24 protein-coding genes are annotated in these 21913 nt (G+C 75.2%); 9 read left to right on the forward strand and 15 right to left on the reverse strand.

Annotation, left to right across the window (positions count from 1 at the left end; all coding sequences use genetic code 11):
• Window positions 1-12 precede the first annotated feature (12 nt).
• Genes egtD through egtA form a run of 4 tightly spaced genes read right to left on the reverse strand, consistent with a single transcriptional unit; the run spans window position 13 to window position 4467 of the window.
• The gene (gene egtD, locus ACZ60X_RS38455) at window positions 13-972 is read right to left on the reverse strand and encodes an L-histidine N(alpha)-methyltransferase (RefSeq protein WP_469609106.1); all 960 of its coding nucleotides are present in this window, start codon (window positions 970-972) and stop codon (window positions 13-15) included.
• Complete coding sequence (gene egtC, locus ACZ60X_RS38460; protein WP_469609109.1) at window positions 969-1784, reverse strand: ergothioneine biosynthesis protein EgtC; 816 nt, start codon at window positions 1782-1784, stop codon at window positions 969-971. The genes egtD and egtC overlap by 4 nt, the downstream gene beginning before the upstream one ends.
• The gene (egtB, locus tag ACZ60X_RS38465; protein ID WP_469609112.1) at window positions 1784-3127 is read right to left on the reverse strand and encodes an ergothioneine biosynthesis protein EgtB; all 1344 of its coding nucleotides are present in this window, start codon (window positions 3125-3127) and stop codon (window positions 1784-1786) included. The genes egtC and egtB overlap by 1 nt, the downstream gene beginning before the upstream one ends.
• Complete coding sequence (egtA, locus tag ACZ60X_RS38470; RefSeq protein ID WP_469609115.1) at window positions 3124-4467, reverse strand: ergothioneine biosynthesis glutamate--cysteine ligase EgtA; 1344 nt, start codon at window positions 4465-4467, stop codon at window positions 3124-3126. Before egtA ends, egtB begins: the two co-directional genes overlap by 4 nt.
• Before the next feature lie 275 nt (window positions 4468-4742).
• On the opposite strand from egtA, the gene ACZ60X_RS38475 reads away from it, so the two are divergent.
• Window positions 4743-5630, forward strand: coding sequence for a TIGR02452 family protein (locus ACZ60X_RS38475; protein WP_469609118.1), 888 nt, complete (start codon window positions 4743-4745; stop codon window positions 5628-5630).
• A gap of 167 nt (window positions 5631-5797) precedes the next feature.
• Here ACZ60X_RS38475 and ACZ60X_RS38480 read toward each other — a convergent pair whose 3' ends face one another.
• Entirely contained in the window at window positions 5798-6244 is a 447-nt protein-coding gene (locus tag ACZ60X_RS38480; RefSeq protein ID WP_469609121.1) for a type II toxin-antitoxin system PemK/MazF family toxin, read from the reverse strand.
• Window positions 6245-6317: 73 nt separating this feature from the next.
• Window positions 6318-6731 (reverse strand): hypothetical protein, encoded by a 414-nt coding sequence (locus tag ACZ60X_RS38485; RefSeq protein WP_469609124.1) that lies wholly within the window; start codon window positions 6729-6731, stop codon window positions 6318-6320.
• A 147-nt stretch (window positions 6732-6878) separates the two neighbouring features.
• On the opposite strand from ACZ60X_RS38485, the gene ACZ60X_RS38490 reads away from it, so the two are divergent.
• Together ACZ60X_RS38490 and ACZ60X_RS38495 are read left to right on the forward strand one after the other, a co-directional pair.
• Window positions 6879-7550, forward strand: a complete 672-nt coding sequence (locus ACZ60X_RS38490; protein WP_469609127.1) for a helix-turn-helix transcriptional regulator — start codon at window positions 6879-6881, stop codon at window positions 7548-7550.
• 78 nt (window positions 7551-7628) lie between these two features.
• Entirely contained in the window at window positions 7629-8057 is a 429-nt protein-coding gene (locus ACZ60X_RS38495; protein ID WP_469609131.1) for a hypothetical protein, read from the forward strand.
• A gap of 99 nt (window positions 8058-8156) precedes the next feature.
• Here the strand turns inward: ACZ60X_RS38495 and ACZ60X_RS38500 are convergent, their stop codons facing one another.
• Window positions 8157-9386 carry an MFS transporter gene (locus ACZ60X_RS38500; RefSeq protein WP_469609134.1) on the reverse strand — a complete coding sequence of 410 codons (1230 nt, stop codon included), beginning with the start codon at window positions 9384-9386 and terminating at the stop codon, window positions 8157-8159.
• 56 nt (window positions 9387-9442) lie between these two features.
• Here ACZ60X_RS38500 and ACZ60X_RS38505 point away from each other — a divergent pair, with 56 nt between their 5' ends.
• A complete protein-coding gene (locus ACZ60X_RS38505) occupies window positions 9443-10438 on the forward strand; it encodes an ArsR/SmtB family transcription factor (protein ID WP_469609137.1) in 996 nt (331 codons plus the stop codon).
• A 500-nt stretch (window positions 10439-10938) separates the two neighbouring features.
• Here the strand turns inward: ACZ60X_RS38505 and ACZ60X_RS38510 are convergent, their stop codons facing one another.
• Complete coding sequence (locus tag ACZ60X_RS38510) at window positions 10939-11502, reverse strand: NAD(P)H-dependent oxidoreductase (RefSeq protein ID WP_469609140.1); 564 nt, start codon at window positions 11500-11502, stop codon at window positions 10939-10941.
• A 100-nt stretch (window positions 11503-11602) separates the two neighbouring features.
• Here ACZ60X_RS38510 and ACZ60X_RS38515 point away from each other — a divergent pair, with 100 nt between their 5' ends.
• A complete protein-coding gene (locus tag ACZ60X_RS38515) occupies window positions 11603-12286 on the forward strand; it encodes a TetR/AcrR family transcriptional regulator (RefSeq protein WP_469609143.1) in 684 nt (227 codons plus the stop codon).
• Window positions 12287-12641: 355 nt separating this feature from the next.
• Here ACZ60X_RS38515 and ACZ60X_RS38520 read toward each other — a convergent pair whose 3' ends face one another.
• Together ACZ60X_RS38520 and ACZ60X_RS38525 are read right to left on the reverse strand one after the other, a co-directional pair.
• On the reverse strand, window positions 12642-13826 hold the full coding sequence (locus ACZ60X_RS38520; RefSeq protein WP_469609146.1) for an FAD-dependent oxidoreductase: 1185 nt from the start codon (window positions 13824-13826) through the stop codon (window positions 12642-12644).
• A gap of 84 nt (window positions 13827-13910) precedes the next feature.
• Window positions 13911-14582, reverse strand: a complete 672-nt coding sequence (locus ACZ60X_RS38525) for a TetR/AcrR family transcriptional regulator (RefSeq protein ID WP_469609149.1) — start codon at window positions 14580-14582, stop codon at window positions 13911-13913.
• A gap of 132 nt (window positions 14583-14714) precedes the next feature.
• Between ACZ60X_RS38525 and ACZ60X_RS38530 the strand changes: the two genes are divergently transcribed.
• Entirely contained in the window at window positions 14715-15728 is a 1014-nt protein-coding gene (locus ACZ60X_RS38530) for a LacI family DNA-binding transcriptional regulator (RefSeq protein ID WP_469609152.1), read from the forward strand.
• A gap of 98 nt (window positions 15729-15826) precedes the next feature.
• Here the strand turns inward: ACZ60X_RS38530 and trxA are convergent, their stop codons facing one another.
• Window positions 15827-16201 (reverse strand): thioredoxin, encoded by a 375-nt coding sequence (gene trxA, locus ACZ60X_RS38535; protein ID WP_469609155.1) that lies wholly within the window; start codon window positions 16199-16201, stop codon window positions 15827-15829.
• 139 nt (window positions 16202-16340) lie between these two features.
• Between trxA and ACZ60X_RS38540 the strand changes: the two genes are divergently transcribed.
• Entirely contained in the window at window positions 16341-17771 is a 1431-nt protein-coding gene (locus tag ACZ60X_RS38540) for a dihydrolipoyl dehydrogenase family protein (RefSeq protein WP_469609157.1), read from the forward strand.
• Window positions 17772-17779: 8 nt separating this feature from the next.
• Here the strand turns inward: ACZ60X_RS38540 and ACZ60X_RS38545 are convergent, their stop codons facing one another.
• The 4 genes from ACZ60X_RS38545 to ACZ60X_RS38560 form a co-directional block, all read right to left on the reverse strand.
• A complete protein-coding gene (locus ACZ60X_RS38545) occupies window positions 17780-18424 on the reverse strand; it encodes a peptide deformylase (protein ID WP_469609160.1) in 645 nt (214 codons plus the stop codon).
• A 154-nt stretch (window positions 18425-18578) separates the two neighbouring features.
• Window positions 18579-18929: a tetratricopeptide repeat protein gene (locus ACZ60X_RS38550; protein WP_469609227.1), complete on the reverse strand. Its 351-nt coding sequence runs from the start codon at window positions 18927-18929 to the stop codon at window positions 18579-18581.
• A gap of 93 nt (window positions 18930-19022) precedes the next feature.
• On the reverse strand, window positions 19023-19466 hold the full coding sequence (locus tag ACZ60X_RS38555) for a MarR family transcriptional regulator (RefSeq protein WP_469609164.1): 444 nt from the start codon (window positions 19464-19466) through the stop codon (window positions 19023-19025).
• On the reverse strand, window positions 19463-19951 hold the full coding sequence (locus ACZ60X_RS38560; RefSeq protein WP_469609167.1) for a MarR family winged helix-turn-helix transcriptional regulator: 489 nt from the start codon (window positions 19949-19951) through the stop codon (window positions 19463-19465). The genes ACZ60X_RS38555 and ACZ60X_RS38560 overlap by 4 nt, the downstream gene beginning before the upstream one ends.
• 74 nt (window positions 19952-20025) lie before the next feature.
• On the opposite strand from ACZ60X_RS38560, the gene ACZ60X_RS38565 reads away from it, so the two are divergent.
• Together ACZ60X_RS38565 and ACZ60X_RS38570 are read left to right on the forward strand one after the other, a co-directional pair.
• Window positions 20026-21420: an FAD-binding oxidoreductase gene (locus tag ACZ60X_RS38565; RefSeq protein ID WP_469609170.1), complete on the forward strand. Its 1395-nt coding sequence runs from the start codon at window positions 20026-20028 to the stop codon at window positions 21418-21420.
• A gap of 46 nt (window positions 21421-21466) precedes the next feature.
• Entirely contained in the window at window positions 21467-21901 is a 435-nt protein-coding gene (locus ACZ60X_RS38570) for an OsmC family protein (protein ID WP_469609173.1), read from the forward strand.
• Window positions 21902-21913 lie beyond the last annotated feature (12 nt).

Here is a 21913-nt window from a genome sequence, read left to right on the forward strand (position 1 = left end):
ACGGCCGGCGTGTCAGCGGGCGACGCTCAGCGACAGCGCGAACCGTCCCTCCGTGTCGGTCCACCAGTGGGTCAGCTCCAGCCCCGCTGCGGCGAGTTCACCGCTTACCCCCTCCCGGCGGAACTTCGCCGACACCTCGGTGCGCAGCTCCTCGCCCGCCGCGAAGTCCACGGCGAGGTCCAGCGCGGGCACCTTCACCGTCTGCGCGACCCGGGAGCGCAGTCGCATCTCGATCCACTCGTGCTCGGCGTCCCACAGGGCCACGTGGTCGAACGTCTCCGGGTCGAAGTCGGCTCCCAGCTCGCGGTCCACGACGGCCAGTACGTTCTTGTTGAAGGCGGCCGTCACCCCGGCCGCGTCGTCGTACGCCCGGACCAGCACCCGCTCGTCCTTGACGAGATCGGTGCCGAGCAGCAGTCCGTCGCCCGGCGCCAGCAGGGAGCGCACCGAGGCCAGGAACGCCGCGCGTTCGTCGGGCAGCAGGTTGCCGATCGTGCCGCCGAGGAAGGCCAGCAGCCTGGGACCGGGCGTCGCGGGCAGGGCCAGCGGAGCGGTGAAGTCGGCGATCAGCGCGTGGACCTCCAGCTCCGGGCGCTCCTCGACGAGCGCCCGCCCGGCCTGGGTGAGCGCGCTCTCGCTGACGTCGACCGGGACGTACGCCGACGGAGCCAGCGCGTCGAGGAGGTGGCGGGTCTTCTCCGAGGAGCCCGAACCCAGCTCGACCAGCGTGCGGGCACCGCTCGCCGCGGCGATCTCGCCGGACCGGGCGGCGAGGATCTCCCGCTCGGCACGCGTGGGGTAGTACTCGGGCAACTCGGTGATCCGCTCGAACAGTTCGCTGCCGCGGGCGTCGTAGAACCACTTCGGCGGCAGCCACTTGGGGTGGACGGTGAGGCCGGTGAGGACGTCGGCGCGCAGCGCGGCGTCCGTCGCGTCCTCCGGGAGGGTGCGGGTGACGTGCAGGGGGCTCACGTACAGGGCTCCTTCGATGATGGGGGTCCCCCCGCTCGAGCGGAGTCGAGAGTGGGGGAGGACGCCGGATCCGCCAGCGGGTCGAGCAGCGCCCCGGCGCGGCTCGCGGTGAGCAGGGTGCGGTCGGGGACCTCCTGCCAGAGCGGGTCGTCGTCGTACGGCTCGGAGGCGACGACCGTGCCGCGGCCGGGCTCCGAGCGGAACCAGAGGCTGTCGCCCCAGCGGGTGGCGGCGATCACGTCGCCGTCCGTCAGCAGCAGGTTGAGCCGGGAGGCGGGCGCCGCCCCGGCCAGCAGGCGAACCGTTTCGCCGAGGGCCTGGCCCGGTTCGTCGCCGGCGCGCAGCCGGTGCAGGACCAGGGCCCAGACGAACGCCGAGTCGGTCCGCGCCTCCAGGGCCAGCAGGTCGACCGGGGGCAGGGCGGACATCAGCGGCGCCGCCGCGTCCGGCCAGCCCGCCACCGCGCCGTTGTGACTGAACAGCCACCGCCCGGCCGCGAACGGCGCGGCGGCCGCCTCGGCGTCCGCGCCCGCGAGCGTCGCGTCCCGTACGGCGGCGAGCACCGCCCCGGAGCGCACCACCCGGGCCAGGTCGGCGAAGGACAGGTCGGCCCAGATCGGCCCGGCCCGTCGGTAGCGGGCCGGCACGGGATCATCCGGCGCGTACCAGCCGACCCCGAAACCGTCGGCGTTGACCGTCCCGGACGCCTGCCGCAGTGGCGCCCACGACTGGTGCACCAGGCTGTGCGCGGGCTCCGTCAGCAGGCGGCCGAGAGGTGTCTCCGGGCCGACATAAGCCATGTGACGGCACATCAGAGGCCTTCCGAGCGGGCCGTGCGGAAGCCGGAGAAGATCTGCCGCCGGATCGGATAGTCCCAGTTGCGAAACGTGCCCCGGCAGGCGACCGGGTCCACCGCGAACGAACCGCCGCGCAGCACCTTGTACTCGGGCCCGAAGAACACCTCCGAGTACTCCTTGTACGGGAAGGCCTGGAAACCGGGGTACGGCAGGAAGTCGCTCGCGGTCCACTCCCACACGTCGCCGATCAACTGCCGTACGCCGAGCGGTGACTCACCGGCCGGATAGCTGCCGGCCGGCGCCGGGCCGAGGTGGCGCTGGCCCAGGTTGGCGTGCTGCGGCGCCGGGTCGGCGTCGCCCCAGGGGTAGCGCCGGGAGCGGCCGGTGGCCGGGTCGTGGCGGGCGGCCTTCTCCCACTCGGTCTCGGTGGGCAGCCGCCGCCCGGCCCAGCGGGCGTAGGCGTCGGCCTCGTACCAGCACACGTGCAGCACCGGCTCGTCCGGCGCGACCGGCTCGGTGAGGCCGAACCGGCGGCGCAGCCACTGGCCGCCCTCCCGGTGCCAGAACAGCGGCGCCGTGAGCTCGTGCCGCCTGACGTGCGCCCAGCCCTGCGGCGTCCACCAGCGCTCGGTGTCGTACCCGCCGTCCTCGATGAACGCCTGGTACGCCGCGTTCGTGACCGGGGTGGTGTCGATCCAGAACGGCGCCACCTCCCGCACGTGCGCCGGGCGTTCGTTGTCGAGCGCCCACGGCTCACCGGAGGTGCCCATCGTGAACGGGCCGCCGGGCACGAGGACTTCGGCCGGGCCGGTGTACGGCGGGCCCGGCTCGGGGTCCGGAGCGGCAAGCGCCCGCGGGCCCTTCCTGAGCTGATGGGTGATCAGCATCGTCTCGTCGTGCTGCTGCTCGTGCTGGGCGATCATGCCGAAGGCGAAGCCGGCCTCGGTCAGCCGGGAGCCGGTGAAGTCCGCGCCCGCCAGCAGGTCCGTCACCCGGCCGCGCACCTCGGCCGCGTACGCGCGGGCCTCGGCGGGCGGCAGCAGCGGTAGTGAGGGACGCGCGGCGCGCGGATGCTCGAAGGCGTCGTACAGGCCGTCGATCTCGGGCCGCAGCGCCTCCCGGCCGCCGACCGCCCGCAGCAGCCACAGCTCCTCCTGGTTGCCGATGTGCGCGAGGTCCCACACCAGCGGGGACATCAGCGGCGAGTGCTGGGCGGTCAGGTCCGGGTCCTCGACGCAGGTCGTCAGCAGCGTGGTGCGGTCCCGGGCGGTGACCAGGGAGGCGAGCGCGCGCTCGCGCAGCGCCTCGGTGTCCTGCTCGGCCGTACCGGCGCGCACACCGGTCTCGGGGGCGGTCATGTGCGGATGTCCTTCCTGCGGCGTTCGGTGGGGGGTCCTCCGGCGCGGCCGGGCCGGGACGGCCGCGTGCGGCGCCGCCGGTCCAGCAGGTCGTCGGCCGGGCAGCGGCCGCGGGCGACGTAGCGGTCCCGGTACGCGGCGACCGCGCCGAGCACCTCGGCGGTGGCCCCGAGCCGGGGCAGGGCGTCGAGCGCCGCCGCGAAACACTCGGCGGCCACCTCCCGCAGCTCCGGGTCGGCGAGCCCGGTGCGGGCCGCGTCGGTCCACAGCGGATTGTGCGGGGCGGGCAGGCCCAGGGCCCGCTCCGCCAGCGGCTGCACGCTGCGGTACGCCGTCTCGGCGGCCCGCGGGTCGTCGAACAGCGCCGCCGTCACCGCGAGCGGCACGATCCAGCCGTCCTCGCCGGGCTGGGCGTCGATCATGCGCAGCTCCAGGTGGCCGCGCGGGCGGACCGGCGGGAAGAGCGTGGTCAGGTGGTAGTCGAGGTCGGCCCGGGTGGGCGGCCGGGGCACCCCGGAGCGGGTCCACTCGCGGAAGGTGAGCCCCTCGGGCACCTCCCACGGCCCGCCGTCCCGGCGCACGCACATCACGGGCGCGTCGAGGACGTGCCGGGCCCAGGCGGACCGCGGACCGCCGTCCAGCGGGGGAGCCCCGGCGCGGCCGGCGCCGATCTCCATCCACAGCAGCTGCCGGGTGGACCGCCAGCCCGTGGGTTCCTGACCGATGAGCGGGGAGTTGGCGAACGCGGCCACCAGGACCGCGCCCAGGTGATGCGCCAGCCACCAGCGCCGCTCGTGCCCGAGCGGCCCGGGCTCCTCCTGACCGGCGTCCACGCAGACCTGCACGGACGCGGAGGCGCACATCATGTGCCGGCCGGCCGGACCGGTGCGGTCCAGGCAGGTCTCCATGGCGTCGTAGCGCGGTTCGCGCAGGAACCGGCGCGGGGTGTGCCAGGGATCGTGGCCGCAGCCGACGAGGATGAGACCGTGCTCGGCGAGGACCGCGCGCACGGTGTCCAGGTCGGCGGAGACGGTGCGGGCGCACTCCATGAGGGAGGCGGCCGGCGGGCTGCTCAGCTCCAGCTGGCCGCCGGGCTCCACGGTGAGCGGTGAGCGCAGGGGTACGGCCCGCAGGGCGGCGTAGGCCGCTCGAAGTCGTTCGGGTGTCACGGGCAGCTGCGGCGCGCGCAGCTCATGGACGAGCCATTCCAGTTCGACGCCGAGCGTGCGGGGTGGGCCGGTCTTGAAGCAGATGCCCCGGACCAGGGCCTCCACCTCTGCCTCGGTGACGGCGGTGCGGTGGTCCGTACAGTCGCCGCCGTCGCTCTTCGAGTCGGACATGTCGGGATCCTCCTGAGATTCCACCATGCCATCCGCCCGGTCGGACACGGGGGCCGGGCAGGCATGCGCTCTACCCAAGACCCTCGGGCTGGTTCGCACAAGGGTGCCCCACCGACGTTCCGGTTCTCCCCTGTCCGTTTCCCGCGCGTTCTCCGGGGCGTTCCGGCGCGGGAAACTCCGTTGCGGTGCCTCACCAGCATCACCCAGGATGCGTGCATGGGCACGACGGGGGAGACCGCGTGGGCCGTCGCCAGGGCGTCCACGGGGGTGGCGCCGTGAGCGCGCGCCTGCGCGGGATCGCCGCGGAGACGGAAGTGATCGTGGCGGTGGGCCGGTACCGCGCGCCGGACGGCCGGGAGGTGCTCCTCGCGGCGCAGATCGAGGCCGCGCGGGCGGGCACGCGGACCTTCGGGCCGGAACCGGTCCCCGTACGGCGAACGGGTGACGCGCCCGTCGCGGAGGCGTCCGGTTCCGCGAGCGGCGGCGCTGCCGGGCAGACCGTGTTCGAGGTGACCGGCGAGAGCAGCCTGGAGGCCGCGCGCCGGCTGGCCGGCGCTCCGGTCGCCGTCCTGAACTTCGCCTCGGCCCGCAATCCCGGCGGCGGCTATCTCAACGGCGCGCAGGCCCAGGAAGAGGCCCTGTGCCGCGCCTCCGCGCTGTACACCTGCCTGCTCACGGCCCGCGGCTTCTACGACCACCACCGCGCCGACCGCGACCCGTTCTACACCGACCGGGTGATCCACTCACCGGCCGTCCCGGTCTTCCGCGACGACCGGGGCCGGCTGCTGACCGAGCCGTTCCGCGCGGGCTTCCTGACCGCCGCCGCCCCCAACGCGGGGGTCGTACGGCGGACGGCGCCGCGGCGCGCGGCCGGACTGCCCGGCGCCCTGGCGGTCCGCGCCGAGCGGGTGCTGGAGACGGCCGCCGCCCACGGCTACCGCCGGCTGGTCCTGGGCGCCTGGGGCTGCGGCGTGTTCCAGAACGACCCGGCGCAGGTCGCGGAAGCCTTCCGGGTGCTGCTCGGGCCCGGCGGCCGGTTCGCGCGGACCTTCGGGCACGTGGTGTTCGCGGTGCTGGACCGGACGCCGGGTGCGGTGGTCCGGGAGGCGTTCGCGCAGGTGCTTTCCGAGGGCCGGGGGTGGGGTGGTCGGGTCCGGCCGTAGGGGGGATCCGGCGCGGGTCGTGGGTGCGTTGGGGGTGCTGTGGGATCCGGTGGGCGGTTCGCCGGGTCCTTGGGGCATGGGGTGTGGGGGGTGCTGGACCGGACGCCGGGTGCGGTGGTCCGGGAGGCGTTCGCGCGGGTGTTTCCTGAGGGGCCGGGCGGGCGCGGTCAGGTCCAGCCGTAGCGCTCGTGCAGCCGTTGCCGGACGAGGTTGAACCGCCCCCGGTCCAGCGCGCACGCCTCGCGGCGCATGCCCTCCTCGTGCAGCCGCAGCACACGGTCCACGTCCACCCACGAGTCCCGGTCCGAGCGGTCCCACGGCCCGCTGCCGATCGCCACGTAGTCCCGCCGGCCGTCATGGCGTTTGCTGGTCAGCTGCACGGCGAGGACGGTGCCGGCGGCCTCCCGGGCGACGACCAGTACCGGGCGGTCCTTGCCCCGGCCGTCGTTCTCCTCGAAGGGCACCCAGGTCCACACGATCTCGCCGGGGTCCGGGTCGCCGTCATGGGCAGGGGAGTACTCGGTGCGCACCCGGCCGACCTCGCGCGGGTCGGCCTCGGTGGTGGCGTGGGGACCGTGGCGGCCGGGGACGTTCTCTTCGGTGGACGTGCTCACGGGGGCACCTTAGCGGGCGGTCCTCCGACTTCAACGGGCGCCCCCGGCCCCGCCGTTGCGCCGCCGGAGCCGGTCAGGCGTCCGGGCGGGTGCCGATCCACATGCCGGGACGGCGGCGGTGCACCGTCACGTACGTCAGACCGGCCGCGCCGGCGGTGATCGCGCGGGTGGAGCCGTGCGGCAGCCAGACCAGCGCGCCCTCGGTCAGCGGCCGCGGCGCGCCGGCGGGGCCCGCCGCGAGCGTGCCGTCACCGGCGACGACGAGGACCAGCACGTCCAGCTGGGTCTCCGTGTGGGTCTCGACCCGCCCACCCGGAGCGAGCCGGACGACGTTGGCGTCGAGCTGACGGCCGCTCTCGGCCAGCTTCCACAGCACGCCGCCCGGCAGCGGCGGGTCCTCGGCCAGGGCCCGCGCGTCGCACAGCACGCGCGGCTCGGGCGCCGTGGCCCCAGCCGAGCCGGTGTCCCTCGCGGAAGGCGACGTCATCTGCTCTTCACCTCGTGTCTCTGACGTGTCCGGGTCGCACTCTGCCGACGGGCGCCCCGGGTCACTCCGGGTGCCCCCTGCCGAACCTACAATTTATACATGTAGGATTCATGAAAAATGACCGCAGGTGGAGAGGGGTGTCCCGAGGTGACCGCACGGCGGAGCCCGCGCCGCCAGGAGGTGCTGGACGCGCTGCGCGCGGCGCCCGCGCCGCTCGGCGTGGCGGAGGCGGCGCAGCGGCTGGGCGTCCATCCCAACACCGTCCGCTTCCATCTGGACGCCCTGGTGACCGCGGGGCTGGCCGAGCGCCGTACCGCGCCGTCCCCGGGACCCGGCCGGCCCCGCACCGTCTACTCCGCCCGCCCCGGCATGGACCGTGGCGGCGCCCGCGACTACCGGCTCCTCGCCCGCGTCCTGCTCAGCCGGTGGGCCACCGCCGATCCGGCCGAGGCGCGCGCGCAGGCGGTGGAGACGGGCCGGGCGTGGGGCGGTTTCCTGGTGGACCCGCAGCCCCCGTTCGAGCCGCCGACGGCCGAGCGCTCGACGGCCGCGCTCCTCGCCCTCCTCGACCGGCTGGGCTTCGCGCCGCGGGCGGAGGGGGCACGGACGCCCGACGGCCCACCACCGCGGATCCGGCTGCGGCACTGCCCCTTCCTCGAACTCGCCGAGGAATACGGCCGGTTGGTCTGCCCCCTCCATCTCGGCCTGATGCAGGGCGCGTTGGCCCGGCTGGAGGCCCCGCTGACGGCCGCCGGCCTCGAACCCTTCGCCGAACCCGACTCCTGCGTGGCCCACCTGACCGGGACCACCACCGCCTGACCCACCCCGGGCGGGCCCGCCGCGGCCGCCACCGAAACGAACCTCCCCCGCCGCCCCGGCGGAGAAAGGCCCCCGCAGATGAACGCCACGTCCGCCGCCCTCGCCGGTGCCCTCACCTTCCTCTGGCTCGGGATGGTGCTGGCGATCTCCTTCCTGGAGGCCCCGCTGAAGTTCCGCGCGGCGGGCGTGACCATCCCGGTCGGCCTCGGCATAGGCCGGCTGGTCTTCCGCGCGCTCAACGCCGTGGAGGCGGTCCTGGCGGTCGTGGTGATCGCCGCGATCGCCGTGGGCGGTGCCCCGGCCGCGGTCGTCGGGCTCACCGCGGCCGTCGCGGTCCTCCTCCTCGCCCAGCTCGCCGTCGTGCGCCCCGTCCTCAACCGCCGCTCCGACCGCGTCCTCGCGGGTGAGGACCTGCCCCGATCCCACAGCCACCTGTGGTACGTGGCCCTGGAACTCCTCAAGGTCGCCGCGCTGATCGCCCTCGGCATCGCCCTGCTCGGCGCGTGACGGCACCGGCCTGTCGCCCCGGCGCCCTCGCGCGCCCGGGGCGAACGGCGTGATACCGGTCGCCGCGCCTGCTCCGCGCCGCTCACCGCGTCCCCGCGCTCACCGTGTCCGCGCGGCAGCCTTCCTGACCGCCCCCGCGGCTCCCAGGTGCCCCAAGAGTCCCAGCCCGCTCAGCAGGCCTGCGGCAGCGCACACGCCGGGCCAGCCGGACCGGGCGTAGGCCTGGGCGCCGAGCCAGGAGCCGAGGGCGCCGCCGAGGTAGGCGCAGGTCATGTAGGCGGTGCTGAGGCGGCTGCGGACGTCCGCGCCGAGCGCGTAGATCCGCACCGTGTTGGCGACCATGCCGGACTGCATGCCCACGTCCAGCAGCAGGGTGCCGGCCACGAGCGCGGGCAGCCCCGGACCGCCGCCGAGCGCGCCCGGCGCGAGGACCGCGGCCGCCAGGAGCACCAGCAGGAAGCAGGCCTGGTTCACCGCGTCGGCGCCCCGCCGGTCCACCAGCCGGCCCGCGTACGGCGTGACCAGCATGGTCACCGCGTTGACCAGCGCGAGCATCCCGACCGCGTCCGCGCCGTACCCGTACACCGGGCCCGTCAGCAGCAGCGCCACCCCGGTCCACACGGCGGAGAAGCCGGCGAACACCGTCGCCTGGTAGAAGGAGGAGCGGCGCAGGGCGGGTTCCGTGCGCAGCAGGCGGACCGACTCGGCCAGCAGGCGCGGGTAGCGCTGCCGGGACGGCGCGGAAAGCGGCGGGAGCGTGCGGTACAGCAGCAGCGCGACCGCCAGGGCGAGGACGGCCGCGAGGACGTACGGCGCCCGCCAGCCCCACCGCTCGCCCAGGGCACCGCCGGCCGTGCGGGACAGCAGCATTCCGGCCAGGGACCCGCTCAGCAGCGTGCCGCCCACCACGCCCCGCCGCTCGGGCGGGACCAGCCCGGCCGCCAGCGGTCCGGCCAGCGGGGCGAGCACCGTGGCCGCGCCCACGAGCACGCTCGCCGCGAGCAGCGGCCCCAGCGCGGGCGCGGCGGCCGCGGCGGCGAGTCCGAGACCCGTCACGGCGAGCAGGGTCACCAGCAGGGGTCGGGGCGCCAGCCGGTCGCCGAGCGGCACGAGCAGGAAGATGCCCGCGGCGTAGCCGAACTGGGTCGCTGTCACCACCCCGGCCGCCGTGTCCGGGGAGACGCCGAGTCCCGTCGCCGCGAGCGGGGCGACGGCCTGCGGGAAGTAGACGTTGCCGACCGCGACCCCGCAGGCCACGGCCAGGACCGCGACGAGCCGGGCGGTGCGGGGCGCGCTCGCGGTACGCTGCCCGGTGGTGTGATCCGTCATGGGCCGAAGTCCACGCCGTGCGCGGGTGGTTGGCCAACGATGTAGACGGGGGCTAAATGATCAGCTTCCGGCTGGGGGTCGACGACCTCGCCGACACCCGGTTCGCGATCTCCCCGCTCGGCGAACTGATGGAGAGCCTGCGGGTGCTGCGCGCACCCGCCCTGCACCCCCTGCACCGCGGCTGGCGCCGGACCGTGCTCGCCGCCCTCGACCCCGCCGATCTGCCGCTGCTGTCGGCGCTGGTCGGACCCACCCTCGCCATGCCCGACTTCCTGAGCCCTCGGCCGGCGCGGCACGCGCCCACGCTGGACGAGGAGCTGACCGTCGTACGGGCCACACCCGCGGACGTCGTACGGCGGGACCTGGCCGCCGCGCACGCCCCGCGCCCGCTGCCCGCCGCACTGCGGCAGGCCCGGGCACCCGGCGACGGACCGGTCCTCGAACTCCTCGCCGCCATCACGGAGTTGCTGCCGCGCTACTGGCGGACCGCCCTGCTGCCGTACTGGCCGCGGATCCGGCTCGTCCTGGAGGCCGACATCACGCACCGCGCGGGGCAGCTGGCCACCGGCGGCGCGCGGTCGCTCTTCGCCGGGCTGCACCCGAACCTCGCGTGGCGCGACGGCACACTGACCGTGCGCAAGATGATCGGCCGGCACGACGTGGACGGCGCCGGGCGCGGACTGCGGCTGGTCCCCTCGGTGTTCGCGCACAAACCGGCGCCCCCGATCAGTGCCGAGGCCCCGCCGATGCTCGCCTACCCCGGCCGGGGCACCGCCACCCTGTGGGAACCGGAGCCCGAGCCCGGCGCGCCCGCGCTCACCGCCCTGCTCGGCGCACCCCGCACCACCCTGCTGCGGCTGCTCGCCGAACCGCTGCCCACCGTCGAACTCGCCCGCCGGCTCGGCGTGACCCCGAGCGCCGTCTCCCAGCACCTGCGGGTCCTCGACGCCACGGGCCTCGTGACCCGGGCCCGGGACGGCCGCCGGGTGCTGTACCGGCGCAGCCCGCTGGCCGAACGGCTGGTCTGCGGCGGCCCCGGCGCGCGTGGTTGACATCGAGCGCGCCCCAGCCGCTGGCGTCGACGCCCCGCCATCACTCGTACGACAGGGAGAGGGCCATGGGCGTGGGTGTGCACCGCGCACTCGTCACAGGAGTGATCTACCGTCATCCCGGACTGCTCGCGAAGACCGTCCCTTCGACATGCTGTCCGGCGGCCGGGCCACGCTCGGCATCGGCGCGGCCTGGTACGACTGTGAGCACCACGGCCTCGGGGGGTGGGATCCGCGCGGCAACGAGCACACCACCACGGGCGACCTCGACGCGTGTCCGCGGGACATCGAGGGCTACGGCGGGTTCGGCGTCGACATGGTCGTCCTCGCCCCGCGACTCGCCGAGACCGCCGCGTGGACGGAGCGGTTCGCGGCGCCGGCGGTGGAGCGGCCGGCCGGGCTCGACCGAGGCACGCCCGTGTCCGTGTGCGTGAAGGGGCCGGAGCGGACTCCGGCCCCTTCACGGGTGCGGCCCTGTGCCGGGCTCACGCAGTGCCCGCGGCTCAGGCGGCCGCGGCCTCGCCCACGTTGCCGTGCAGGCGGGCGACGACCTCGGTCAGCTGGGCGGCGACCTCGGCGTCGTCCACCGGGTGGGTCTCGGCGAAGCGGGTCACGGAACCCGGGATGGACAGCTTGATGTCCTCGATCACCTTGCCGCCGGCGATGCCCACGGCCTTGCGGGTGTCGTCCTGCGCCCACACGCCGCCGTACTGGCCGAAGGCGGTGCCGATCACGGCGACGGGCTTGCCGCCGAAGGCGCCGGCGCCGTAGGGGCGGGACAGCCAGTCGATGGCGTTCTTCAGGACGGCCGGGATGGTGCCGTTGTACTCGGGCGAGAACAGCAGGAAGGCGTCGGCGGCCTGGGCGGCCTCACGCAGCTTCGCGGCGGCGGCCGGGACGCCGCCCTCGACGTCGACGTCCTCGTTGTAGAAGGGGACGTCGGCGAGGCCTTCGTACACCACGACCTCGGCGCCCTCCGGAGCGAGCTTGACGGCTGCCTCGGCGAGCTGGCGGTTGTGCGAACCGGCGCGGAGGCTGCCGACGAGCGCGAGGATGCGAACAGACATGGGAACTCCAAGGGGGGTGAAACGTCGCTGTAACGATCCGGACCGAGGTCCGTTTAACTGTGTACCACTCTAAGCGGACCGTGGTCCAGTTTTGTTCCCCATGCTTTACGCTGGCTTCATGTCCGCCGAGCTGCCGCCCTTCCCGTTGCCCGAGGAGTCCTTCGACGCTCCTCAGCTGCTTCAGGTCGCACCGTCCGCGGAGGAGCCCTGCCTGCGCGCCGACGCGGCCCGCAACCGGGCCCGTCTGCTGGAGGCTGCCGCCCGGCTGATCGCCGAGCACGGCGTGGCCGGCGTCACCATGGAGGCCGTCGCCGCGGCGGCCCAGGTGGGCAAGGGCACGGTCTTCCGTCGCTTCGGCGACCGTACGGGGCTGCTGATGGCCCTCCTCGACCACTCGGACCGGCAGCTCCAGGCCGACTTCCTCGGCGGACCGCCGCCGCTGGGTCCCGGCGCGCCGCCCCTGGACCGGCTGCGCGCGTTCGGTGTCGCGGTGCTGTACCGGTCGGCCGAGCAGCTCGACCTCCAGCTGGCCGCCCAGCCGGAACCCACCCGGCGCTTCTCGCATCCGGCGCTCGCCGCACGCCGCACCCACGTCACGATGCTGCTGCGGCGGATCGTGCCGGACGCCGACTGCGATCTGCTGGCCCAGACCCTGCTGGCCTCCCTCGACCCGGCGCTGATCCACCATCAGACCCGCCAGTGCGGAATGCCGATGGAGCGGCTGGAGGCCGGCTGGACCGACCTGGTCGCGCGCGTGACCGGCACCCGGCCGCCGTCCGGCTGAGGGGGTTGTTCAGGCCCCGCCCGGCTCACGGTCGTACAGGCGCCGCCCGGCTGAGATGCACGCGTCGGGCCCGCCGAGCATGTTGAGCAGGCCCTGGGGGGGGTGTCGGCCCGGAGCGGCGGGGTGCCGCTGTCCGTCGGCTCTCGCGTCGGCGCCTGGTCGGCGCGCGGGTGACCGGCACCCGGCCGCCGTCCGGCTGGGGGATGTTCAGGCGTCGGGCCCGCCGAGCATGTTGAGCAGGCCCTGGGGGGTGTCGGCCCGGAGCGGCGGGGTGCCGCTGTCCGTCGGCTCTCGCGTCGGCGCCTGGTCGGCGCGCGGGTGACCGGCACCCGGCCGCCGTCCGGCTGGGGGATGTTCAGGCGTCGGGCCCGCCGAGCATGTTGAGCAGGCCCTGGGGGGTGTCGGCCCGGAAGAGCAGGGCGCCGCTGTCCGCCGACTGCCGTGCCGACACCTCGGCGCGCCGGAACATGCGCTCCTCGTACGCCGCCAGCGCCGCCTCGGTGTTCCCGGGGCGCGCCGCCAGCGCGAGGCCCAGCTCGGCGCCGTCGATCAGGGCGAGGTTGGCGCCCTCGCCCGCGAACGGCGACATCAGGTGGGCCGCGTCCCCGAGCAGTGTGACGCCGGGGACCCGTGCCCAGCGGTGTCCGGCCGGCAGGGCGTGGATCCGCCGGGGCACCAGCGGCCCGTCCGCGTCGGCGACCAGGGCCCGCAGGCCCTCGTCCCAGCCGCCGAACTCCTTCAGCACCGCCGCCTTCGCGGCCTCGTGATCGTCGAAGTCGATGCCGTCCAGCCAGTCCTGCGGTGCTTCGACGGCCGCGTAGACGTGCAGGGTGCCGTCGCTCTCGCGGTGGGCGAGGAAACCCCGGCCCGCGCCGAGCGCGAACAGCATCCCGCCGCCGACGACCGCCGCGCTCGCCGGATGCCGCACGTCCGCCTCCAGCAGGTCGGCCTCGACGAACGACACGCCGGTGTAAGCGGGTCGGGCCGGGGAGAGCAGCGGCCGGATCCGCGACCAGGCGCCGTCCGCGCCGACCAGCAGGTCCGTGGTGAACCGGGTGCCGTCGGCGAGCGTCACCTCGTGCCGGCCGTCGCCCAGCCCCCGGGCTCCGGTGACCTTGGCGCCCCAGCGGACGGTGCCCTCGGGCAGGGAGCCGAGCAGCAGCTCGCGCAGCTCCCCGCGCTCGATCTCGGGCCGGCCGCCGGTGCCGTCGTCGGGCTCGGCCAGCCGGACCGCGCCGTACCGGTCGAGCACCCGTACGGCCTGGCCGCCGGGATGGACCCGGGTCAGGAACTCCGCGTGCAGCCCGGCGGCCCGCAGCGCCTCCTGGCCGGAGTCGTCGTGGATGTCGAGCATGCCGCCCTGGGTCCGGGCGCCGGGCGCGGTTTCCAGGTCGAAGACGGCGGCTTCGACGCCGTGCACATGCAGCACCCGCGCCAGCACCAGCCCGCCGAGCCCGGCACCGACGACGGCGACCGGATGGTGGGGGAGGGGAGCGGTGCCCGTGCGAGCCGGGGCGGCGGCGGGCGCGGGACTGGTCATGGCGGACTCCTGGTGCGTGCTCGGGCCGGAGGGCGGGCGGGCCGCCGGGGGCTGCGGGTGAGGGGGAGGCGGGCTCGTGCCGGCCTACTCGGCCACGGCGGTCCGCTCGATGCCCTGGATCAGGGCCTGGAAGGCCCAGGACAGGCGGGCCTCGGGGGTGCCGGACAGCAGGGCGTCGGCGGTCTCGGCGATGCGGGGGTGCGTCGCGGCGGGCGCGTCGTGCAGGGCGTGGAACACCGCCTGCCAGTCGCCGGGGGACCCCTCCCCGGCGTGTTCGGCGGCGGTCGCCGTGGCGTGCTGGAGCAGCAGGTCGACGCCCCACGCCGCCTGGGCGCGCGGCACACCGCCGTCGTGCAGCAGCTCCAGCAGGGTCTCGACGAGGCGCAGGTAGTGCGGGCCGCTGGGCCGTGCCGTCAGCGCCGAGCGGGCGAGGCTCGGGTGCTCCAGGAGCATCGTGGTGTACGCGGTGAGCACCTGCTCCAGCCGCTCCCGCCAATCCCCCTCGGCCGGGGCGGGTCCGACCGTGCCGAGCAGTTCGTCCAGGACGGCCGCGTGCAGCTCGGCGGTGTTGCGGACGTACACGTACAGCGAGGCCGGACCGGTGTCCAGCTCCTGCGCGAGGCGCCGCATGGTCACCTTGCGCAGCCCCTCGGCGCGCAGGATCGCGACGGCGGCGGCGACGATGCCCGCCCGGCTGAGAGCGGGCTTGGCGGGCCGCTCGCGGCGGGAGCGGGGGGAGTCGGGGGAAGCGGTCATGGCCCCACTGTAGCGAACATGTTCGTGCCGAACAAGTTCGCTACGAACGTGTCCGTCGCTGCGCGTACAGGATTCCGTCGAACGATGAACCACATCGCCCCGCCCGGTCCCGGTCCCCGTCCCTCTGCCAAGATGCCGTCTGTCATGGTGCAGATACCGAACACGCCCACGAGCGCCGACGTCGCCCGCCTGGCCGGAGTCTCCCGCGCGACCGTGTCCTACGTCCTGAACAACACCAGCGCCGTACGGATCAGCGAACCGACGCGCCGACGCGTCCACGAGGCCGCGCGGGAACTGGGGTACGTACCGCACGCCGCCGCCCGCAGCCTGCGCGCCGGTCACAGCCGGACGGTCCTCATGCCCGCCCCCGCGATCCCGGCGGGCCCCCTCTACAGCGGCTTCCTCAACGAACTCCAGCAGGCGCTCGGCCGCCTCGACTACACCGTCGTCCAGTACGGCACGGTCGGGCCGCACGCCGACGAGGCCGCCCGCGGCTGGGCCGAGCTGCGCCCGGCCGCCGTCCTGGTACCCGGCGCGCAGCTCGGCCCGCAGGGCGTCCAGGTCCTCAAACGCTCCGGCACCCGGGCCGTGGTCACCCTCGGGCCGGTGCGCGTCGACGGCGCGCACGCCCTGCTGATGGACTACGGCGCGGTCGGCCGCTGCGCGGGCGCCCACCTGCACGCGACGGGCCGGCGCCGGATCGGGGTCGTGGTGCCCGAGGAGCCCGGCCTGGAGTCCTACTCGCGGCCCCGGCTCGCCGGGGTGCGCGCGGCCCTGCGCGGCACGGACGCCGCCGTGACGGAACTGCCGCTCGCGTACACGGAGGAGTCCGCCGCCCGACTGGCGTCCCGCTGGCGGGAGTCGGCGCTGGACGCGGTGTTCGCCTACAACGACGAGTACGCGATGCTGCTGATGCGCGCGCTCCAGGACGAGGGGCTGCGCATCCCCGGCGACGTGGCCGTGATCGGCGCCGACGACCTCATGCTCGGCAGGCTGCTGCGGCCCCGGCTCAGCACGGTGCACATCGAACTGCCCTCGGGGCGCGACCTCGCCGAACTGGTCGACCGCGCCGTGCGCGACCCGGGTGGTGAGCCGGTGGCGCACCCGGTCCTGGGCGCCTCCGTGGTCCGCCGCGAGTCCACCTGACCTGCCCGGCCCGTGAGGCCGCGACCGCAGTCATGGTGGGTGAGGGGCGAAAGGCCCCTGGCCTCCCGCCCCTCACCCACCGGCCTTGCGCCGCCGCGTCACTGCGCCCCGCCCTGCTGGGCGGCGACGCTCTTGCGGACCTCGTCCATGTCCAGCTTCCGGGCCTGTCCGATGAGGTCCGTCAGCGCGGCCTCCGGCAGGGCGCCCGGCTGGGCGTAGACGGCGATCCGGTCGCGGATGATCATCAGCGTCGGGATGGACTGGATGTCGAAGGTCGCGGCCAGCTCCCGCTGGTCCTCGGTGTCCACCTTGCCGAAGACCAGGTCCGGATTGGCCTCGGCGGCCTTCTCGTAGACCGGCGCGAACTGCCGGCACGGCCCGCACCAGGACGCCCAGAAGTCGATGAGAACGAACTCGTTCTCGGTGACCGTCTGGTCGAAGTTGTCCTTGGTCAGCTCCACGGTGTTGCTCATCGCGTGTCCCTACTTCCCGGTGTGGGGTGTGCCGTCGGCGCAAACACGGCCGTCGGGTCGGCTATTCCATGCGCGCACGGCTGTGTCCCGCGCGCGTACCCATGTGGCCGCCACGCACACCACCCACCAGACTGTGCCCATGACGGAAACGGAATCCATTGCGTACGACGTCGTGGTGCTCGGGGCCGGTCCGGTGGGGGAGAACGTCGCCGACCGCACCCGTGCGGGCGGCCTCACCACCGCGATCGTGGAGAGCGAGCTGGTCGGCGGCGAGTGCTCGTACTGGGCGTGCATGCCGAGCAAGGCGCTGCTGCGACCGGTGATCGCCCAGGCCGACGCCCGCCGCCTGCCCGGTCTCGCCGGGGCGGCCCAGGGCCCGCTCGACACCCCGGCGGTCCTCGCCCGCCGCGACGACTACACCTCCCACTGGAAGGACGACGGCCAGGTCGCCTGGGTGGACGGCATCGGCGCCGACCTGTACCGCGGCCACGGGCGGCTCGCCGGCCCCCGCACGGTCACCGTGACCGCCCCCGACGGCTCGGTCACGACCCTCACCGCCCGGCACGCCGTCGTCGTCGCCACCGGCACCCGCGCCCAACTGCCCGACCTGCCGGGGCTGTCCGCGGTGAGGCCCTGGACCAGCCGCGAGGCGACGAGCGCGCAGGCGGCCCCCGCGCGCCTGATCGTGGTCGGCGGGGGTGTCGTCGCCACCGAGATGGCCACGGCCTGGCAGGCCCTCGGCTCCCGGGTCACCCTGCTCGTCCGGGGCAAGGGGCTGCTGAACCGGATGGAGCCGTTCGCCGGGGAACTGGTCGCCGCGGCGCTCGGCGAGGCGGGCGCCGACGTGCGCACCGGTACGTCCGTGGAGTCCGTCACCCGCGAGAACGGCACGGTCGTGGTGGTCACCACCGCCGGCGACCGGCTGGAGGCCGACGAGATCCTGTTCGCCACCGGCCGCGTCCCGCACACCGACGACATCGGGCTCGACACCGTCGGCCTGGAACCGGGCTCCTGGCTGGACGTGGACGACAGCCTGCGCGTCACCGGCACCGACTGGCTCTACGCCGTCGGCGACGTCAACCACCGGGCCCTCCTCACCCACCAGGGCAAGTACCAGGCCCGCATCGCCGGGGCCGCCATCGCCGCCCGCGCCGCCGGCCAGGCCCTCGTCGAGGAGCCCTGGGGCGTGCACACCGCCACCGCCGACCACCACGCCGTACCCCAGGTCGTCTTCACCGACCCCGAGGCCGCCGCGGTCGGCCTCTCCCTCGCGGAGGCGGAACAGGCGGGCCACCGGGTCCGGGCCGTCGACGTCGAGTTCTCCTCGGTCGCCGGTGCGGGGCTGTACGGCGACGGCTACAAGGGCCGCGCCCGCATGGTCGTCGACGTGGAGGACGAGATCCTGCGCGGCGTCACCTTCGTCGGCCCCGGGGTGGGCGAACTCGTCCACTCCGCGACGATCGCCGTGGCAGGCCGGGTCCCGGTCGGCCGCCTTTGGCACGCGGTCCCGTCGTACCCGACGCTGAGCGAGGTGTGGCTGCGGCTGCTGGAGGCCTACCGGGACAACTGACCGGGCTTTCAGGGGAGTTCGAAGCCGAGGGACTCGGCGGCGGCCGTGGGTTCCGGCTGGGCCCACAGGGCCGCCACCGCCTCGTTCGTGGACAGGGAGCGCGGTTCGGCGCGGTCCAGGTAGAGGATGCCGTCGAGGTGGTCCGTCTCGTGCTGGACGATGCGGGCCGGCCAGCCGGTGAACACCTCGTCCAGCTCGCGGCCCCGCTCGTCCTGGCCGCGCAGCCGTACCTCGGCGTGCCGGGCCACCACCGCCTGCCAGCCCGGCACGCTCAGGCAGCCCTCGAAGAACGCGGCGCGTGCCGTGCCGACGGGCTCGTACACCGGGTTGACCAGGACGCGGAACGGCTGCGGGACGCGGCCCCGGACCACGGCGACCTCCTCGGGCACCGGGGCGGGGTCCTCGATGACCGCGAGCCGCAGCGGCACGCCGACCTGCGGCGCGGCGAGGCCGACACCGGGCGCGGCGTGCATGGTCAGGCGCAGGGCCTCGATGAAGCGGGCCAGTAGGGCGGGGCCGAGCTGGCCGTCGTACGGTTCGGTGCCGCGCCGCAGCACGGGCCGGCCGGCGGCGACGATGGGCAAGGGGCCGCCGGCGGCGAGGAGTTCCTCGACCCGCTCGGCGAGCGGCGCGTGCTCAGGGGAGGGTGCCATCGCGCCAGGATGCCATGGCGTCCGCCGTCCCCGGCGGGTGTCCGGGCGCCCGCGCGCCAGGGGCCCGGTCCCTGCCGGAACCGGGCCCCTGCCCCGGTGCGCACGCGGGAAGCCGCCGGCGCCGCTCCCGCTCGCCTGCCCGGAGCGGCCCGCCTCACTCCTCGGGGAAGTCGCCCGCGAGCGCCGAGGCTATCCGCAGGTGCCGCTGCGCCTCCTCCTGCCGGGCCTGGCGCTGCAGTGTGCGGCCCAGCAGCAGCCGGGCGTAGGCCTCCACCGGGTCACGCTCCACGATGAGGCGCAACTCGGCCTCGGCGCGGCGCAGTTGGGCCGAGTGGTAGTAGGCGCGGGCGAGCAGCAGCCGGGGACCGGTCTGCTCCGGCACCTCCTCGACCAGCCCCGTCAGCACCCGGGCCGCGCCCGCGTAGTCCTTGGCGTCGAAGAACCGCTGCGCGCGCTCCCAGCGCTCGGCGGGCGTGCCGTGGTCGTAGTACGTCGTCGTCTCCACTCGCGTCTCCACTGGTGACCTCCTTCGGTCGCCTCAACGGAGCGCGGTTGTTCAATATTCCACTAACCCTGAAGTCCGGCCCCGGACGGCCGCCTACGCGTCCAGGGCGGCCAGTTCGGCGTCGGCCCGCTCGGTGATCAGCGTGAGCACACGGCCGGCCACGGCCCGGTCCGCGTCGGAGATGCCCGCGTAGATCCGGGCGGTGACGGGGGCGGTCTCGGCGGAGGTCGTGGCGTACAGCTCCCGTCCGGCGTCCGTGACGCGCACCCGGGACCCTTCGGCGGACACCAGGCCGGCGGCGGTCAGCGCCTCGATCGCGCGGTCTGCGTCGGCCTCGGTGACCTTCACCGCGCCGACGACGTCGGCGACGAGGGCGGACCGCTCGACCGGGCCGTCCGCCACGACGGTCAGCCGGAGGGTGACGGACCCGAGGAAGTCGATGCCGTGCCCGGCGAGGAAGCGCTCCAGGACGGCGCGGGCGGCGTAGTGGGCAAGGGCGATGACACGGGGGTCGACGCTGGGTGCGGTGGTGGTCATGGCTGCTCCGTCTCGTGATCGGCGGTGCCGAACGGGTCAAGCGGTGCGTCGAGCAGGGTGGTGAGTTCGCGGGTGAACTCCCGGGTGCGCGGGCTGCCGGGGCCGCCGAGCGGCGCCAGGAGCTGCCGCAGCAGGCCCTGGACGACCTCGATCGCCCGCCCGGCGACCTCGCGCCCCCGGTCGGTCAGGGTGAGCTGGACGGCGCGCGGGTCGGCGGGGTCCCGGGTGCGCTCCAGCAGGCCGGCCGACTCCAGGCCACGGGCCAGCTTGGAGACGTAGAGCGCCTCCAGGCCCGTGTGATCGGCGAGTCGGCGCTGGCTGGGGCGCAGGCCGGAGCGGTGCATGCCGTACAGCGAGGCCACCACGACGTACTGCGCGTGGGTCAGTCCCAGCGGAGCGACCGCCCGGTCCACCGCGACCCGCCACTTCATCGACAGCCGCCACACCAGGAACCCGGGCGTGGCCCCTTCGGAACCGTTGCTCACGGAGAGATACAGTACATGGCTACTATGTACATGGCTACTGTTTTGCCGCCGGACCGCCCCGCTACGGTGCTGCCATGCCTGAGCGACTCCCCGATCCCGCGCTGACCGAACGGCTCCGCCGAGACCTGCCCGAGGGGCGCGTCGTCACCGAGCCCGCCGTGCTGGCCGGGTACGCGCACGACGAGGCCGAGTGGGCACCCCACGGGCAACCCGTGGCGGTGGTGCGGCCGCGGACCGCCGAGGAGGTGCGGACCGTCGTCCGCGCCTGCCTCGACCACGCGGCCCCCGTCGTCACCCGCGGGGCCGGCACCGGCCTGTCCGGCGGCGCGAACGCCGTCGACGGGGCCGTGGTGCTCTCCACCGAGGCCATGACGGCCGTCAGGCGCATCGACCCCCTGGAACGGCTCGCGGTCGTCGAGCCCGGTGTCGTCAACGAGGACCTGCGCACCGCCTGCGCGGCACACGGCCTGTGGTACCCGCCGGACCCGGCCAGCGCCCGCTGGTCCACCATCGGCGGCAACGTGGCCACGAACGCGGGCGGGCTGTGCTGCGTGAAGTACGGCGTCACCCGCGACTACGTGCTGGGCCTGGAGTTCGTCACCGGCACCGGAGAGCTGGTGCGGGTCGGCCGCCGCACCGCCAAGGGCGTGGCGGGCTACGACCTCACCGGCCTGCTGGTCGGCTCCGAGGGCACCCTCGGCGTGATCACCGAGGTGACGCTCCGGCTGCGGCCCGGCCGGCCGCCGGAGCACACGGTCGCCGGGCACTTCGCGTCCCTCGTGGACGCGGGGCGCGCGGTCGCCGCCGTGGCCGCCGCGGGGATCGTCCCCTCGGCCCTCGAACTCATCGACCGGTACTGCCTGGAGGCCGTCGACGCGTGGAAGCGGATGGGGCTGTCCGCCGACGCCGACGTCGTCCTGCTCGGCCGCACCGACGCGCCCGGCAAGGCGGGGCAGGAGGAGGCCGACACCATCCTGCGCTGCTTCGAGGAGGCGGGCGCCACCTGGGCGGCCCGCTCCACCGACCCGGGGGAGGCGGAGGCGCTGTTCGAGGCGCGCCGGCTCGCCTACCCGGCCGTGGAACGCCTCGGCCCGGTGCTCACCGAGGACATCTGCGTCCCGAAGGCGGCCGTACCGGAGATGCTCGGCCGCATCCACGCCATCGCCGAGCGGCACGACACGCTCATCGCGAACATCGCACACGCCGGGGACGGCAATCTGCACCCGCTGCTGATCACGCGGCCGGGCGACGAGGCGGCCCGCGAGCGGGCGCAGGCAGCCTTCCACGAGATCATCGCCGAGGCGCTGGCGCTGGGCGGCACCGTCACCGGGGAGCACGGCGTGGGCCTGCTCAAGCGGGAGGGGCTGCGCGCCGAGGTGGGCCCGGAGGTGATGGCCCTCCACCAGGCCGTCAAGGACGCCCTGGACCCCCGCGGCCTGCTCAATCCCGGCAAGGTCATCTGCTGGTGAGGTGGCTGCCCGTGCGGTGCAGGCCGCGCCCGTTAGGGTCACCGGCATGACCGACAACTCCCTGCGCTCCGTCACCGTCGAGCGCACCAGCACCGGCCACTTCACGGCGACGAACGTCCGCGGCGGCACCATCGCCTTCGGCACCGGGGCCGCCGGGGACACCGCGTTCACCCCGGTCGAGCTGCTGCTCGCGGCGCTCGGCGGCTGCACGGCGGTGGACGTGGACATCGCCACCGGCCGGCACGCGGAGCCCAGCGCCTTCACCGTCGCCGTCCAGGGCACCAAGGTCGAGGACGACCTCGGCAACCGCCTCACCGACCTCGCGGTGACCTTCCACGTCACCTTCCCCGACGGCGAGGGCGCCGAGCGGGCGCGGGCGATCCTGCCCCGGGCGGTGAAGACCTCCCACGACCGCCTGTGCACCGTCAGCCGCACCGTGGAGGCCGGAACGCCGGTGACGGCGACGGTCGAACAGGCCTGACCTGTCACGCAT

Source organism: Streptomyces sp. NPDC104106 (assembly GCF_055584345.1).

Bases quoted from the DNA above. Each gene is read 5' to 3' on its own strand.
- egtC (WP_469609109.1), bottom strand. From the start codon at position 1,784: ATGTGCCGTCACATGGCTTATGTCGGCCCGGAGACACCTCTCGGCCGC.
- egtB (WP_469609112.1), bottom strand. From the start codon at position 3,127: ATGACCGCCCCCGAGACCGGTGTGCGCGCCGGTACGGCCGAGCAGGAC.
- egtA (WP_469609115.1), bottom strand. From the start codon at position 4,467: ATGTCCGACTCGAAGAGCGACGGCGGCGACTGTACGGACCACCGCACC.
- ACZ60X_RS38485 (WP_469609124.1), bottom strand. From the start codon at position 6,731: ATGACGTCGCCTTCCGCGAGGGACACCGGCTCGGCTGGGGCCACGGCG.
- ACZ60X_RS38495 (WP_469609131.1), top strand. From the start codon at position 7,629: ATGAACGCCACGTCCGCCGCCCTCGCCGGTGCCCTCACCTTCCTCTGG.
- ACZ60X_RS38500 (WP_469609134.1), bottom strand. From the start codon at position 9,386: ATGACGGATCACACCACCGGGCAGCGTACCGCGAGCGCGCCCCGCACC.
- ACZ60X_RS38505 (WP_469609137.1), top strand. From the start codon at position 9,443: ATGATCAGCTTCCGGCTGGGGGTCGACGACCTCGCCGACACCCGGTTC.
- ACZ60X_RS38510 (WP_469609140.1), bottom strand. From the start codon at position 11,502: ATGTCTGTTCGCATCCTCGCGCTCGTCGGCAGCCTCCGCGCCGGTTCG.
- ACZ60X_RS38515 (WP_469609143.1), top strand. From the start codon at position 11,603: ATGCTTTACGCTGGCTTCATGTCCGCCGAGCTGCCGCCCTTCCCGTTG.
- ACZ60X_RS38520 (WP_469609146.1), bottom strand. From the start codon at position 13,826: ATGACCAGTCCCGCGCCCGCCGCCGCCCCGGCTCGCACGGGCACCGCT.
- ACZ60X_RS38525 (WP_469609149.1), bottom strand. From the start codon at position 14,582: ATGACCGCTTCCCCCGACTCCCCCCGCTCCCGCCGCGAGCGGCCCGCC.
- ACZ60X_RS38530 (WP_469609152.1), top strand. From the start codon at position 14,715: ATGCCGTCTGTCATGGTGCAGATACCGAACACGCCCACGAGCGCCGAC.
- trxA (WP_469609155.1), bottom strand. From the start codon at position 16,201: ATGAGCAACACCGTGGAGCTGACCAAGGACAACTTCGACCAGACGGTC.
- ACZ60X_RS38540 (WP_469609157.1), top strand. From the start codon at position 16,341: ATGACGGAAACGGAATCCATTGCGTACGACGTCGTGGTGCTCGGGGCC.
- ACZ60X_RS38545 (WP_469609160.1), bottom strand. From the start codon at position 18,424: ATGGCACCCTCCCCTGAGCACGCGCCGCTCGCCGAGCGGGTCGAGGAA.
- ACZ60X_RS38555 (WP_469609164.1), bottom strand. From the start codon at position 19,466: ATGACCACCACCGCACCCAGCGTCGACCCCCGTGTCATCGCCCTTGCC.
- ACZ60X_RS38565 (WP_469609170.1), top strand. From the start codon at position 20,026: ATGCCTGAGCGACTCCCCGATCCCGCGCTGACCGAACGGCTCCGCCGA.
- ACZ60X_RS38570 (WP_469609173.1), top strand. From the start codon at position 21,467: ATGACCGACAACTCCCTGCGCTCCGTCACCGTCGAGCGCACCAGCACC.